The organism is Streptomyces sp. NBC_01591 (genome assembly GCF_035918155.1).
GTDB lineage: Bacteria > Actinomycetota > Actinomycetes > Streptomycetales > Streptomycetaceae > Streptomyces.
The window spans coordinates 3,379,689-3,392,902 of record NZ_CP109327.1; the positions used below are offsets into that span (position 1 = coordinate 3,379,689).

A 13,214-nucleotide genomic window follows, 5' to 3' on the forward strand; every position below is an offset into this window, starting at 1 on the left:
ACTCGCACCATGCGCACAGATCATGCCTCCGGCTCGACACCCTGGACCCGCGCACGAAGGTTCCCGGCCTCGTAACCAATGAGCCTTGAGTCATCCAGATCCTCGGCCAATGAACCGCCCGTCCTGGCGTCCAGCCTCTCGATCCTCTCCTTGTGTCGCGAGGTGAACTCCTCGACCGGAGTCTCCGCATAAATCTCGCCGGCCGTGTACACGGCTTCCTTTTCCGTGGCCGTGAGATCTTCCAACTTCTCTTTGTTCTCATCGATCGCTTTCTCTCCCATGCCTCCCACTACATCTCCGATGACCTGCTCGACGGCTCCGGTCGCCGTGTCGGTGAAGAGGGGAATCAGAAGTGCGCCGGCGCCGACGACCGGCGCGGCAGGAAGGAAGAACGCGGCTGTCGCCACTCCGGCGCCGAGCGCGGCGGTGCCGCCGAACTCCACCCAGCCGGACCGCTTTTCCGCCGCCTTCTCGTAGTCCTCATGGGTCTTGAGGTTCGTTGCCTCGATCTGATCCGCACGTGACTGGTCCAGGATGCCCTGGACTTCGGATCCGATCTTCACCGCCCTTCGGACGCCACCCGCATCGATATCGCCGTCCGCACTCACCTGCGCCTCAAGCGCACTACTCGTGTACACCTGCTCAGCAGCGCTCACCGACGCGTACGCGTCCGGGTAGTGACCCAGGACACTCAGGAATTTCCTCGCAATGCGACGCCCATCCTCATCGTTCGTGGCGGAGAATTTCAAATGACCGTCCGGGTTCTCGCCGGGCACAAAGAGGCTGTTTTTCTTGTTCTGGTCCAGTGACCAGTTGATGTCGTCAATATAACCGGCACCCATGGTCCCCAAGCTGTCGGTCAACGCCTCCTGCTGCTTGGCCAGTTTCGCGTCCTCGCTGTACTTCTCCATGACCTTCCGCATGACCTCTGCATTGTCCGCGTCCCGCACGACACCGGCGTTGGGACTGTCATACGGATATCCGAGGGTCGCCGCCTCCAATGCGTGCCCGAGCGCGTCCGGCATGTACTCGGACGACTCCTCCTTCTCTCTGAGGTCCCCCATGTCAACGTCCGAGAAGGACTTCCACTTCTCATCTCCGAAGAAGTCGAGATAGTTCGCGACTGAATTGTCATTCTTATCTATGCCGAGGTCCGCCGCCGACCCCTTGTCGTCCGTCCCGTCCTCGTTGTAGGCGGTCGGGTCATCCGTGAAGAAGCGCTTGGCCGCGTCCGGGCTGTGCCCCAACGCCTCCAGCATGGAGATGGTCGGGTCGTAGCCGGCGCCGTTGAGACCGGACGGATTGAACGGGTCCTTGGCCAGGCTGTTCACCACGTTGTTCGCGTTGAACCTGAGCGGATCCTTCTGGTGCAACTGGGCCACGTGCTCGGCGATCGGGTTGAGGAACTTCGCGTCGTAGTTCCCGTACCGCATGATGCCGCCGAGCAGCTGATAGCCGAACGGCCCTCCGCTGGGGTCGATCCTCCCGGCACTGGGCTCGTACGCCATGACGGGGATGCGCTCCGTGCCGAGCTTGCGCAGACTGGGTCCCCACTCGGCGGTGAACTCCTTGTCCTGGGAGGCCATTGCCAGGTTGAGGCCGAGATTCTTCTGGAGGTCCTGGACGTCCTTGAGCCGCTCCTTGTCGAGCTTTCCTTCCTCGTACGTGTCCGTCGAGAGCTGCCCGAAGAACGCGAGCGCCCCCTCCGGTCTGAGCTTCTTGTAGAAGTTCTCCGAGAACTCCGCCGACTCACTGTTGTCCTTCAGTAGCTCGTTGAGGGCCTGGAGCTCCTTGTGCGTGAGATCGCGGCCCTTGGCGGCCAGGCGGGCGGCCCGGGCGGCCTCTTCCTGGTCCATCTTCGTGTACTTGGGGGCGGTGAAGTCCTTGCGGTTGGTGACATTTACTTCGAGGGAGTTCTTGAAGGACACGTCGGTGTCATTGCAGTTGTCGACGATGAGGTCGATCTTCTTCTGCCACGACTCGATGTTCCTCCGCTCCTGCTGGAGCATTGTGGGGTAGTCGGGATCGTGCCCGGCCGCCGGGGTCTCCGCCACCGGGTGCCGCGCAGTGACCTTGCCCTTGGCGTCGACATGGATACCAGCTGCCGGCCCCTCGTCGTCGCGGATGCTGATCAGGTCGTCCTTGGCCTTCTTGATGGCCGTGTGGGCGTCTTCGAGGATCTGCTTGACACCCTTGGCTTCGGCCGCGGCGTCCTTGAACTCATTGGCCGTCTTGGTGATGAACCCCCTGGTGACACCCGCGTTGGCGCCCTCCCATTCGGCCTTGTCCGCCTTGACCTTCATGCCTTCCTGAGCGTCGTCGGCCAGCCGGTCAAGATCGGTGACCATCTTCGACCAGTCGTCAGCCGCCGTCTTCAGCTTGCCCACGGGCGCATCGACGATGTCCTCGAACTTCAGCATGTCCCTGTTCCCCCACGCCCTACTTCAGGTACTCGTTGAGCTTTGAAACAGAAATCAGATCGCCACCGATCTGCACATCGTCCTTCGCATGAGCGGACTTGCTGTAGTCAAGGTGGTTCGAAATCTGCGCGCAGGCATCAAGAAGCGTCTTCAGGTGCGTGTTCCACCGATCGTGGACCTTCAACAGACCTGTCCCGCTGGAGAAGTTGCCATTGGTGAGCGCGATCGCCGCTTCGAAGGTCGCGGGCCGAGCGCGGTCACCATCCTTGGAAAGCCGGGTGCGCAAACCGTACGCATCATGCCCAATGGCACCCAAGTGGTCTTGATTGACCGCCAGATCAGCGTTGGCGGGACCGGCTTGGCCACCAGTGCCGCCCGCGACCCCGTTGAGCCGCATATCGACCTTGTTGCGTCGATTCTGCACGAAGCGCCGCCCACTCTGCGTCGAACGTCACGAATTCCCCCGTTACCTATTCCTGGATGCCGTCGAAGCCATTTTCACCGACACTCGCGCTAGCCGCTCAGCTTCAGCCGATGCGCCCCGGGAGGTGCTCACTTTTCTCGCGAAACCGAATAAATGGAAACCAAGGGCACCCATATCTACCGTTCGTTGGCTCCTCGCCGCGCCCCACCAGGACCACCGACACCCTCGAAATGAAGGCCACTCCGCACGCCGATGTGCGCCCCGACTATCCCAAGTCGTAGGTGAGTTGCAACCGGAATGGCCCGGCAGGCAAAGCGTGGGCTGGTTTCAGGTTGTTGAGGAGCGGCGTGCCAACTGGGCTGACAGGGCGGGCAGTTAGCCTCGATCTTGCATGACGGTCCGTCGGTTCTTCCGTCGGGCCGTTTTGCTGTTGCGGATGTGCGAGGGCATGTTGGTGGCCCGGTTGTCGCGTCGGGTGGGCGCCGGGTTCCACTCCCGGGGTGGTCGTGCAGGTTGTTGGGACGGGTGAATTTACTGGTCAGCCGGGGTTCGGTAGGGCCTGGAGCCGGTCCATGGCGCTGGTGATCACGGATGTCCAGGGCCATCGGGCGGCCAGGCGGAGCCAGCGGCGGCGGCCGGTGTTCACGAGCTGGGCGGCGGCGGAAAACAAGCGGAGGCGGAGGCGCTTCGGCTCCCAACGGCGGGTTTCGCCTGTCAGGGCGAGCATCGGCATCCAGGCGAGGAGGTCGAGCGCGATGGAGACGATCTCCAGCCAGATCCGGTTCTGGGCTGTGTCGTGCAGGGGCAGGTTGCGCAGGCCGGTATCGCGGGCGTTTCGGATGCGGTCCTCGCAGCGGGCCCGCCTGCGGTGACGCAGTTCGAGGTCGGCGAGCTGGCCGCCCTTTGTGTTGGTCGCGAAGCAGGTCAGTCGCAGCCCGTCAACGTCGGTGAAGCGCAACTGGGCGCCGGGGTGTGGCCGTTCCTTGCGGACGATCAGCCGCATGCCCTTGGGCCAGGTGCTCAGGTCGGGCATGTCGGTGATCTCTGCGACCCAGGCGCCGGGCCGTTCGGTGCCGTCGGAGTCGTAGGCTGGTGTCCAGGCCCGTTTCGGGATCTTCAGCACAGCCTGGTGGATGGCGTCGGTGATGGTCATTCCGACCGAGTAGGACAGCCACCGGCCGCGGCGGGAGAGCCAGTCGAGGAAGGCGTGGGTGCCGCCGGCGGAGTCGGTGCGGACCAGCGTCTGCCGTCCCCGCCGCAGGTGTTTGGGCAGTTGGGCCAGGGCGAGGCGGGTGGTTTCGATGTGATCGCTCGCGGTGTTGGAGCCTGCGTTGCCAGGCCGCAGCAGCGCGGCCACCGGTTCCCCGGAACCGGCCTGGCCGTGGTCGACGAACGCAACGAGCGGATGGTGACCGAAGGTCTTCTTCCAGGTCGCGGTGGCGTCCTGCTTCTCGGAGTGCGCAAGCACCAGCACGCCGTCGATGTCCACGATCACGCTGCCACCGGCGGCCGGATTGTCTTCACCGGCCAACTCCCATACTCGCGTGCGCACTTCGGCTCGTGCCGCGCGGATCGCGGTGAGCGCCTTCGGCCCGGCCGCGGCGAGCGCGTCGATGAGCCGGGAGACCGTGGGGTCCGATGCCACTGGACCGAACACGTCGGCCTCGGCCCGCAGCATGGCGACATCAGCGAGGCAGTCCCCGCCCAGAGCCGTCGCGAGTGCGATATCCAGCAGGACCTTGCCCGGATCATGCATCGTCCGCGGCTTGCGCCAGGGCGCCAGCGCCGCCGATATCGCATCGTCCAGGCCCAACGTGCGGACCGTCTCGACCAGCAGCACCGCCCCGGCCTGCGAGACCGCCCCTCTGCCGCCGCCCTCGACGCGGACACGTGGGTACAACCCGATACGCTTACTCACCTGGAGAGTGCTTCTTTCCGTGCAGCCAACAGGACCCTAGACAAGTCCCATCGTTGCAGGTCAGAAGCACTCTCTGCTTATTTGATCAAGGCATGGACGAGCACGCTCATGAAAGCGCGAGGTTAGCTCCTGCTGCCAGAGAGGCTCTCCACAGTGGACGGGATGGCTGATCACACAGACCACGGCGTCGACCCGCAGACCCACCTCGACCTGCCGGCGTGGCTGACCGAACGCGCCCAGAGCTTCGAGCAATAGGCCGAGGACACCAACACCCCCGGGACATGGGACATCTCCCCGTAGTCCCTGGACGCGTTGGAAGACCCCATCCGCAGCCAGCACGACAGCGACGCGGAGACCCTCACAGCACGACGCGACGCATTCCTTCAAGGGGCATGCTGGTACATGGGGGAAGTGGTTTGCCGCACCCAGGGGGCGGTGTGAAAGTTCGAGCTGTTCGCCGTGAAGGGCGCCGACCCGCCATCCCTGTTCCGGGAGGCGGATCCGCCAGGGGCCATCGACAACCCCTGCGTGAGGATGCCCGGAGGGGACACAGAGGAGGCCATCTACACAATGGGCGCCGTGCACGGACTGTTCCGCACCGGAGACGAGCTGGGCAACCCCATCGAGCAGCACCTCTCCGGCGTACTGGGCGACTGCGACGAGGAGTAGCCGGGGGTACCGCCGCGATCGTGGCCGGTGAGGTGGATGCGCACGACGACGGATGCGTCGGTACCGGGTACCGGCGCCTCGTGGCTCCAGGGCGCCCACGAGCCCAAGAGTAAGGGGCAAGATCTAATTTGACCCCTGTCGCGAGACGGTCCGCCGCTTGTACGTTGGTCGTAGGACCGCGACGTGCCGCGCGGGCGGCGACAGCCCCCGATCGTGAACGCGGCATGGCAGTCGCGTTGCGGCCCGCCCGCACCCTTGAGCAGCGCGGACACCCGGCCCTACGGTCGAACCACGACGAGGAACACACGGCCGTGTGCCCGAGTGGTTCAGGGGCTCGACTGCAACTCGAGTTACACCGGTTCGAATCCGGTCACGGCCTCCACGCAATACGCCCGCCCAGCACGCGTCATCTGTCGCGCCGGGCGGGCGTCTGCGTTTTTCAGGAACACCCCTGGGCCTTGAGCGCGGACGGTGCGAAACCGTTGATGAATTGCTTCAGCGCTTCGCGGCGATCGACGACGTCTTCGGGTACCGGCTCGGATTCACCGAGTTCGACAAGGACGGGGTACTTCCGCGGGGAACCCTGATCTGCACCGGGTCCCCACATACGAAAGGCGACCACCCTGCGCACGGCGCGGGCAGTCGCCTTCTCTCGTACGGTCCGGAGATCAGGAGGCGATCGTCGTCTCTGCCTTGAGCGCTTCCTTCACCATTTCCCGCAGGTGTGCCTCGTCCTCCTTGCTGAGCGAGGTCTGGACGAGCTGGCCGCCGAACTTAACGATCTCGGGGACGACCTTGTCGCGGGCGGACGTCCTGACGAGCACGAAGACGGCGGCGGCGCCGGGCCGGAGATTGGCGCTCAGCTCCTTCATGAAGTCGTCGTTGACACCGGTGTCGACGGCGGACCCTCCGGCGGCGCCGGCCGCGGCGCCCACCGCGGCACCGAGGAACGGCACGAGGAAGAGCAGCCCGATGACGCTCCCCCACAGCGCGCCGCCCGCGGCTCCGGTACCCACGTGGTTGACGGCCTGATGCAGCTTGATCTTGCCGTCCTTCTCACGCCGTTCGACGACAACGACGTCCTCCAGCTCGACGAGGTGCTCACGGTTCATGGACAGCAGCTTGTCCCGGACCTGGTCGGCGGTGGCGAGATCGTCGTAGGCGATGACGAACAGATTACTCATGCGGCTGACTCCTCCTCGTGGTGCTTTACCGCACCAACCATAGAGGAACTATTGGTAAATAAGACATTAGGCTCGAATGTATCGGCCCGCCAGCCTCCTCAGCTTTCCGCCGCTCCCACCACCCGCGCCCGGCCGAGCTCCGCGAGGACCGCGTCGACCGTCTGCTCCACGGTCTGCCCGGTCGTGTCCAGCCAGAGCCCGATCCGCGGCGTCTCCTCCCGCAGCACCCGGTCCAGCGCCTCGACCGTCCACCCGGCCCCGTAACCACTCTTGCCCCGCCCCGCCTCCCGCTCGGCAACGGCCCGCGGCTCGGGCGCGAGCACGACGACGTACAACGGCCGGGTCCGCACGAGACCGACGTAGCCGGCCAACTCCTCCCCCAGCACCACGTCCTGCACCACAACGGTCCAGACCTTGCCCACACGGCGAGCGCGAAACGATCCATGATGCGGGTGCCCCGGTACTGCGCGCCGTCCTTCGGCGCGGCATCCTTCCCCAGCCTGAGGTACCAGTCCGCATCGGCGAAGGGGTCGGCGTCCACGTTCAGTACGTCCCCGACGACGGACAACGCGGGGCGCTCGTCGACCTACAACAACCCGCCATCGGGCATCACCACCGATCCCGACGGAGTCCTCAGCCACCGCGTCCACCCCGACCACCGGTCCAAGGACAGCACCGAACCCATCGCGACCGAAGCGCAGTTCGACGCGCTGCGCAGCAAGCTCGAAGGCATCCTGAAGCGCGCCAACGAGGCCGACGAACTCTGCGCCTGGGGTCTGCGGGCGCTGATCCGGAACCACCCCAACGACTTCGGCAGCACCGACCTCGGCGGTGTCGCCGACGCCAAGAAGATGCGCGCCGAGGAGAAGCAGCAGACAGAGAACGGCCGCGAGGCCGCCAAGCTCTACGCCCGGTGGGAGCACCTCGACGACAACGAGCGCGAACGGCTCCTCACGCTCGTCGAGGGCGGGAAGGACTCGCCGGCGTTCTCCGCCGAGCTCATGCAGAACGTCAGCTACAACGGCCGCGACGGCCAGGAGGCGGTGCTGCTGCTCGCGGGCAGCCTGGAGGGCGGCGGCCGCGACGGCCAGGTCTCGGGCACCGACGCCCGCCTCTACAAGGCGCTGTCCGGCAGCCTCGCCACCGCCACCGGCCCCGACTCCCCGATCGGCTCGCCCGGCGGCGTCACCTCCGCCTGGACCGACCGGCTCATCGCCACGGCCCGCGACGGCAACGGCCTGCCCGACCGGCACCCCGGGGCGCTCAAGGGCGGGGCTGCGGGCTGGAACGTCCTCACTCACCTGATGGCCGCCGACGCCGGAGACGACGCCGTGTACGACCCCAACAAGGAGGGTTCCTCGCCCTGGAAGAAGGACCAGGGCGACCCGGTCTACGGCGAGGCATTCCTGACCGAGGTCGGCGACTCCATCCGGGAGTGGGAGACCAACGACAAGGACGCGTACGACGGCGTCATGAAGAACTGGCAGGGCACGCAGGAGGACCCGATGAAGGGTCTGCTAAACGCCATGAGCCGCAACCCGTCCGCCGCCACCCACTACTTCGACCCGAACACCACCGACAATCTGAAGTACTTCCTGGAGGACCGGGACTGGCCGGGCGGCGACGTCGAGAGCAAGATGCCGACAGAGACCCAGTACACCTCGGCCCGCGCCGAGCTCGGCCTCGCGCTCGAGTCCGCGGCCACCGGCCGCATGCCCGGTTCACCAATGCACCCGGTGCCCGCTCACCACGACGGCGCCGAGACCGCGATCTTCGAGCGGGTGATGGGCGAGTACACGGAGGCGCTCAACAAGGACCAGAGCGCCGTCCCCGTCTCCATGCGCCTGCCCATGGCCGACATGATTGCCGACTACGGCTCCGACGTGCACCAGATCCTCGGCAAGAAGATGGACGGGCCCACCGACTTCAACCAGCTCGAGATCGACCGGGGCGACCTCACCCGGATCATCCGCGCCACAGCCGAGGACCCCAACGCCTACAAGATCATCCACACCTCCCAGAGCGTGGTAACCGGCGAGGGGCTCGACCGCTTCCAGGCTGACTCCTTCCGCAAGGAGGACCCGGAGCTGCGGGCTTGGGTCAAGTAGTCCGCCTCGGTGCTCGGTCACCTCGACGGCGTGCGCGGCGACGTCATCTACGACCTGGGCCAGGCGGAGAAGGACGCCAACAACTGGAACAGGATGGTCAACTACCACATCTACGGTGGGCTACTGACTCCCATCCCCATCGTCGGCGACGGGGTCCAGCGCGCGGTGGACTGGGGACTGAACGCGTACGTGAGCGACGAGAACGCCAAGGTCGACGCCGAGACCCGCAACAACATGATCAAGCATTACGACTACGGTCAGAAGCAGATGTACGGGATGTTGCGCGGGATGGCGACGCATCGCGGGCTCACGGAGAAGGAGTTGGACGCGAGCCCTGGCGAGTACGAGGATCACCTCCAGGCGATCGCCGAGCAGTGGTACCAGAGCGGCATGGGGGACGCCGACAAGTGGATGGGACAGTAACCGATGGACAAGAAGTGGCTGCCGCTGACCGTCGTGCTCGGCGTCGCCGGGGTGGCCGTCGTGACGGCGAGCCTCTGGCCTGACGGCGAGGAGAAGCCGCCGCTGCCGCAGAGTCTCTGCCACGGAGCGCTCAGCCGTGAGACGGCGGAACTGATCGACGACGGCAAGGGGGGCGAGGTCAGCGCGGAGGAGTCGGAGAGGAAAGGCAAGGGCGACTACGCGGTGTTCAAAGCGTGCCACGTGCTGCGCGCCAACCCGGACAGCAACTACCCCCGCGGGATCTTCAACCTGATCATCGAGGACACCCGGAACGACTCCGGGCCCAGGAAGGACTCCGTCCCCCTCGGCCCCGGATTCACGGGCTGGGTGCTCCCCGAGGAGGCCAGAGCCACGCTGCCCGCCGGCTGCGCCGCCCGCATGGGCTCGACGGCCCCGTACATCACCGTCACGCTCATCACCCCCTCGCAGGCGGAGGAGAAGGGCCTCGTCGACCGAGACACGGCGCTCCGCAACAGCGCGGCCGTGGTGCGGGAAGCCGCTGCCAATCTGGCCAAGCAGTACGACTGCGAGGCGTAGGACCGACGTCAGCGGGGGCAGTCGTCGTCCACGGGCCCCCGCTGGACGTCGGCGCGGTGGCCGGCCTGGCGGAAGAGTGCTTCGTCGGGGTGGAGGCGCACTCGGGTGTGGCGCCAGGCCGTGTCGAAGGAGAGGCCGCCGGGGCGGGCGTATGCCAGGTGCCAGGCGTGCTGGCTGGTGCGGGGCAAGCAGACAGCCACGGCGTGGCAGGCCGTGCCGATGCCCAGACCTGTCCAGCGGCAGCCGCATGGTCCAGGTCTCATGTACGTCCGGAACACCGAACCCCTGGCGAATCACCGGCCGTCAGCGCAGTCGCCGCATCAAGCAGGACCTCAGTCCGGCTCCGCCGCTCCCGCCACCTGTGCCCGTTCGAGCTCCGCGAGGACCGTGTCGACCGTCTGCTCCACGGTCTGCCCGGTCGTGTCCAGCCAGAGCCCGATCCGCGGCGTCTCCTCCCGCAGCACCCGGTCCAGCGCCTCGACCGTCCACCCGGCCCCGTAACCACTCTTGCCCCGCCCCGCCTCCCGCTCGGCAACGGCCCGCGGCTCGGGCGCGAGCACGACGACGTACAACGGCTGGGTCCGCACGAGATCGACGTACCCGGCCAACTCCTCCCCCAGCACCACGTCCTGCACCACCGCGGTCCATCCCTCACCCGCGTACGCATCGGCCGTCATCGCGGACAACCGGTACCGGAGCCGGAGCTGCGCAGCAGCCTCCTCGTACGCCCCCGGCACCATCTCGGCCCGCCCCGACACCACCATCCGCCGGAAGACATCCCCCCGCACATGAACCGCCCGCGGCAGCCGCTCGGCGAGGGCCTGGGCAACGGTGGACTTCCCGGAGGCCATCACACCGGTGATGAGGACGACGGCGGGGCCGGGATCAGCAGCTCGCAACACGCTCGCGGTCATCCCGCGACGGCGCCCGTCAGGAAGGCGGTCCAGGCGGCAGGGGCGACGGCGAAGGCTGGCCCGTCGACGACCTTGGAGTCGCGGACATGGACGGTGTGGGGGCAGGTGGCCACCTCGACACAGGCCTCGCCCTCGTTGCCGCTGTAGCTGGACTTGCGCCAGTCGTAGGCGACCTCGACGCAGGCGCCGCCCTCGTTGTTGCTGTAGCTGGACTTGAACCAGAAGAGCTCGGGCCCGTTGGTCACAGTTGCCTCGCCTTCGTTTCGATGATCTCCGCCGACTTCCAGGGGTTGAGCGCCTGGGCCCGCAGGATGCCGAAGAGGTCGAACGTATCGCCCACCTGCTCCGGCCTGGAGATCAACCTATCGCCGCCCTGGCTCTCCGCGAACACCAGATTGCGGCCTTCCGCCGTGCACATCAACTGCATCGGCCCGTTCACTCCCGCGTGCGTGTGCTGATCCGAAGGCATCACCTGCACCGTCAGGTGGTTCATCCGCCGCATGCACTCCAGCAGATGCAGCAACTGCTCCTTCAGCACCACCGCGCCGCCGAGCGTCCGGTCCAGGATCGACTCCTCGATGACGAACCCGACGTACGGCGGAGGCGTACGCATCAGCACGGCCTGCCGCTCCAGCCGCGCCTCGACGTGCCGGACGATCTCGTCCTCGGTGTACGCGGGTTTGCGTGCCCGGTACAGGGCGTACGCGTACGCCTCTGTCTGAAGCAGCCCCGGAATCAGCATCGTCTCGTACGCGCTGATGACCCGCGCCTGCCGTTCCAGCCGCGCCCAGTCCAGGAACTTCGCCGGATACTTCTCCTCGTCGATCAGCTCGATGCACGCCTTCAGCGCACCGCCCGCGACGAAGACCCGGTCCGCGTCGGCCAGCAGCTCCAGCGACGGAATACGCTCCGCCCGCTCGACCGCCCCCATCAGCGACTCCGAGATCAACAGCTTGTCCGCCGCGTCCTTCTGCGTGAGCCCGGCCCGCACCCGATGGATACGGATCAGTTCACCCACGAGCCTCCGCACCTGCGACGGCGCATTACTTGTCCCCACAGCCACCACCACCCTCCCCACATCGCGTCGATGTGGACCGCGTCCTCCTGGTCACGCTACGCAGCCGTCTGGATGCTTGGGGTCATGACGAGCAAGGAACTCCCCGAATGGGTACCCGCCGCCGGACACCAAATCCACCTGACCGGCATCCACTTCGACGCCATCCGGCTGCGGGGCGTACGGGGCGAGGCGGTGCTGCACCACCTCGGAACGCTTACCGAGGGCGAACCGGGGCCGGTCGTACGGGAGATCGCAGGCGCCCGGTGGACGTACTTCCTGATCCCGCCCGGGTCGAGCAAGGAGTACGACTGGCCGCCGGGCGCCAGGTGCTTCGGGCCGGCCGCCCGGGACCAGTACGTGGGAATCCCCGCACCGGACGGCAACACGTACCCGCTCAGCTGGCGGTGCGGGGCGCCGCAGGAAGGGGAGTTCGTGGACGTGGAGTTGCTGTACGGGCTGGTGATGGCGCAGTTTGCTCCGGAGGAGGGGTGAGTGGGCGGCGGTATCCACGATCATCTGCCCTGCGTCGTCCAGGGCCGCGTTCCTGACCACGTTCCGGACCTGCTCGCGGGCTTGGGCCCGCGTGGCCGGTCCAGCAGAAACCTGCCCGGATCGCGCACCGTCCGCTGACGCCGTCACGGAGTCGGCGCCGCCGATATCGCCTGATCCAGCCCGGTCTTGCGGGCGGCCTCAACCACCAGCACAGCCCGGCCGGGGACACCACATCACGGCCGCCACCGTCAATACGAACGCATGGAGGCGACCCGACACGCCTCCCGGGCACCACGACCGTGAGGTCCGTGCCGAAAAACCCTCCGCCGACACTCCTGCGGCTCAGGATCTCCATCTTGCCTCTGCGCGACGTGCGGCACAAAGGCCGCCATGAGACCACTGTTGCGCAATTATGAAACTTTCGACAGGGCCCGAAAAAAGATCACCCGGCAACACCCGCATCAAGGCGCGCAACTTGGTCGCTCCGGATCGAGGGGCATGTCTTTGCAAGCCGAACGGTAACGTGGACGCCGATGCGCGCGAGGCGCCGCGCTTCGCGGAATGCGACTTCGATACGGGGGAATTCGTGACGTTCGACGCAGAGTGGGCGACAATTCGGGCGGAGGCGACACAACGGGTCGATATGCGACTCAATAGCCTCCCAGCCGAAGGAGGTTCCGGGTCCACGGCCTCGCAGACGGACCTGGCGGTCAATCAGAATCACATCGGGGCCATCGGCCACGAGGCGTACGAGGTGCGTACCAGGCTCTCGAAGGACGGTGACATGGCCCGCTCATCCACGTTCGACGCGGCAATCGCACTCACCAACGGAAACTTCGAAAGCGGTTCCTCCCTACTGAAGGTGCACGACCGATGGAACACCCACATGAAGACCCTGCTCGATGCCTGCGGTCAGATATCGAACCATCTGAACTATTCGGCGTCCGCAACCGCAAAGGACGATCAGCAGATCGAGGGCGAGATGCTCGCCGTCTCCAAGCTCGATGAACTTCTGAAGTGATCTGCGGG

13 protein-coding genes, 1 tRNA gene and 1 pseudogene are annotated in these 13,214 nt (G+C 66.4%); 6 read left to right on the forward strand and 9 right to left on the reverse strand.

Annotated elements, in window-relative coordinates:
• Positions 1 to 20: 20 nt before the first annotated feature.
• The 3 genes and pseudogenes from OG978_RS15765 to OG978_RS15775 form a co-directional block, all read right to left on the reverse strand.
• Entirely contained in the window at positions 21 to 2,420 is a 2,400-nt protein-coding gene (locus OG978_RS15765) for a hypothetical protein (protein WP_326765841.1), read from the reverse strand.
• 19 nt (positions 2,421 to 2,439) lie between these two features.
• Positions 2,440 to 2,875 (reverse strand): annotated as a pseudogene (locus tag OG978_RS15770) (hypothetical protein).
• Positions 2,876 to 3,382: 507 nt separating this feature from the next.
• The gene (locus OG978_RS15775; RefSeq protein WP_326763650.1) at positions 3,383 to 4,762 is read right to left on the reverse strand and encodes an IS1380 family transposase; all 1,380 of its coding nucleotides are present in this window, start codon (positions 4,760 to 4,762) and stop codon (positions 3,383 to 3,385) included.
• Positions 4,763 to 5,738: 976 nt separating this feature from the next.
• On the opposite strand from OG978_RS15775, the gene OG978_RS15780 reads away from it, so the two are divergent.
• Positions 5,739 to 5,813: transfer RNA gene (locus OG978_RS15780), tRNA-Cys, on the forward strand.
• A gap of 286 nt (positions 5,814 to 6,099) precedes the next feature.
• Here the strand turns inward: OG978_RS15780 and OG978_RS15785 are convergent.
• Both OG978_RS15785 and OG978_RS48295 read right to left on the reverse strand, forming a co-directional pair.
• On the reverse strand, positions 6,100 to 6,615 hold the full coding sequence (locus tag OG978_RS15785) for a DUF1269 domain-containing protein (RefSeq protein WP_326765842.1): 516 nt from the start codon (positions 6,613 to 6,615) through the stop codon (positions 6,100 to 6,102).
• A gap of 98 nt (positions 6,616 to 6,713) precedes the next feature.
• The gene (locus tag OG978_RS48295) at positions 6,714 to 7,235 is read right to left on the reverse strand and encodes a phosphotransferase (protein ID WP_442817838.1); all 522 of its coding nucleotides are present in this window, start codon (positions 7,233 to 7,235) and stop codon (positions 6,714 to 6,716) included.
• A gap of 684 nt (positions 7,236 to 7,919) precedes the next feature.
• On the opposite strand from OG978_RS48295, the gene OG978_RS48300 reads away from it, so the two are divergent.
• The 3 genes from OG978_RS48300 to OG978_RS15805 are packed head-to-tail and all read left to right on the forward strand — an operon-like array spanning position 7,920 to position 9,722.
• Positions 7,920 to 8,723 (forward strand): DUF6571 family protein, encoded by an 804-nt coding sequence (locus tag OG978_RS48300; protein ID WP_442817839.1) that lies wholly within the window; start codon positions 7,920 to 7,922, stop codon positions 8,721 to 8,723.
• Positions 8,724 to 8,732: 9 nt separating this feature from the next.
• The gene (locus tag OG978_RS15800) at positions 8,733 to 9,146 is read left to right on the forward strand and encodes a hypothetical protein (RefSeq protein ID WP_326765844.1); all 414 of its coding nucleotides are present in this window, start codon (positions 8,733 to 8,735) and stop codon (positions 9,144 to 9,146) included.
• Positions 9,147 to 9,149: 3 nt separating this feature from the next.
• Entirely contained in the window at positions 9,150 to 9,722 is a 573-nt protein-coding gene (locus OG978_RS15805) for a hypothetical protein (RefSeq protein WP_326765845.1), read from the forward strand.
• A gap of 8 nt (positions 9,723 to 9,730) precedes the next feature.
• Here OG978_RS15805 and OG978_RS15810 read toward each other — a convergent pair whose 3' ends face one another.
• The 4 genes from OG978_RS15810 to OG978_RS15825 all read right to left on the reverse strand — a co-directional run bounded on the left by OG978_RS15810 (position 9,731) and on the right by OG978_RS15825 (position 11,654).
• On the reverse strand, positions 9,731 to 9,910 hold the full coding sequence (locus OG978_RS15810) for a hypothetical protein (RefSeq protein WP_326765846.1): 180 nt from the start codon (positions 9,908 to 9,910) through the stop codon (positions 9,731 to 9,733).
• Positions 9,911 to 10,054: 144 nt separating this feature from the next.
• Positions 10,055 to 10,636, reverse strand: coding sequence for an AAA family ATPase (locus OG978_RS15815; RefSeq protein WP_326765847.1), 582 nt, complete (start codon positions 10,634 to 10,636; stop codon positions 10,055 to 10,057).
• Positions 10,633 to 10,881, reverse strand: a complete 249-nt coding sequence (locus OG978_RS15820; RefSeq protein WP_326765848.1) for a DUF397 domain-containing protein — start codon at positions 10,879 to 10,881, stop codon at positions 10,633 to 10,635. The genes OG978_RS15815 and OG978_RS15820 overlap by 4 nt, the downstream gene beginning before the upstream one ends.
• Positions 10,878 to 11,654: a helix-turn-helix domain-containing protein gene (locus OG978_RS15825; RefSeq protein ID WP_326765849.1), complete on the reverse strand. Its 777-nt coding sequence runs from the start codon at positions 11,652 to 11,654 to the stop codon at positions 10,878 to 10,880. The genes OG978_RS15820 and OG978_RS15825 overlap by 4 nt, the downstream gene beginning before the upstream one ends.
• A gap of 123 nt (positions 11,655 to 11,777) precedes the next feature.
• Here OG978_RS15825 and OG978_RS15830 point away from each other — a divergent pair, with 123 nt between their 5' ends.
• Positions 11,778 to 12,185: a hypothetical protein gene (locus tag OG978_RS15830; RefSeq protein WP_326765850.1), complete on the forward strand. Its 408-nt coding sequence runs from the start codon at positions 11,778 to 11,780 to the stop codon at positions 12,183 to 12,185.
• 586 nt (positions 12,186 to 12,771) lie between these two features.
• Positions 12,772 to 13,206: a hypothetical protein gene (locus OG978_RS15835; RefSeq protein ID WP_326770042.1), complete on the forward strand. Its 435-nt coding sequence runs from the start codon at positions 12,772 to 12,774 to the stop codon at positions 13,204 to 13,206.
• Positions 13,207 to 13,214 lie beyond the last annotated feature (8 nt).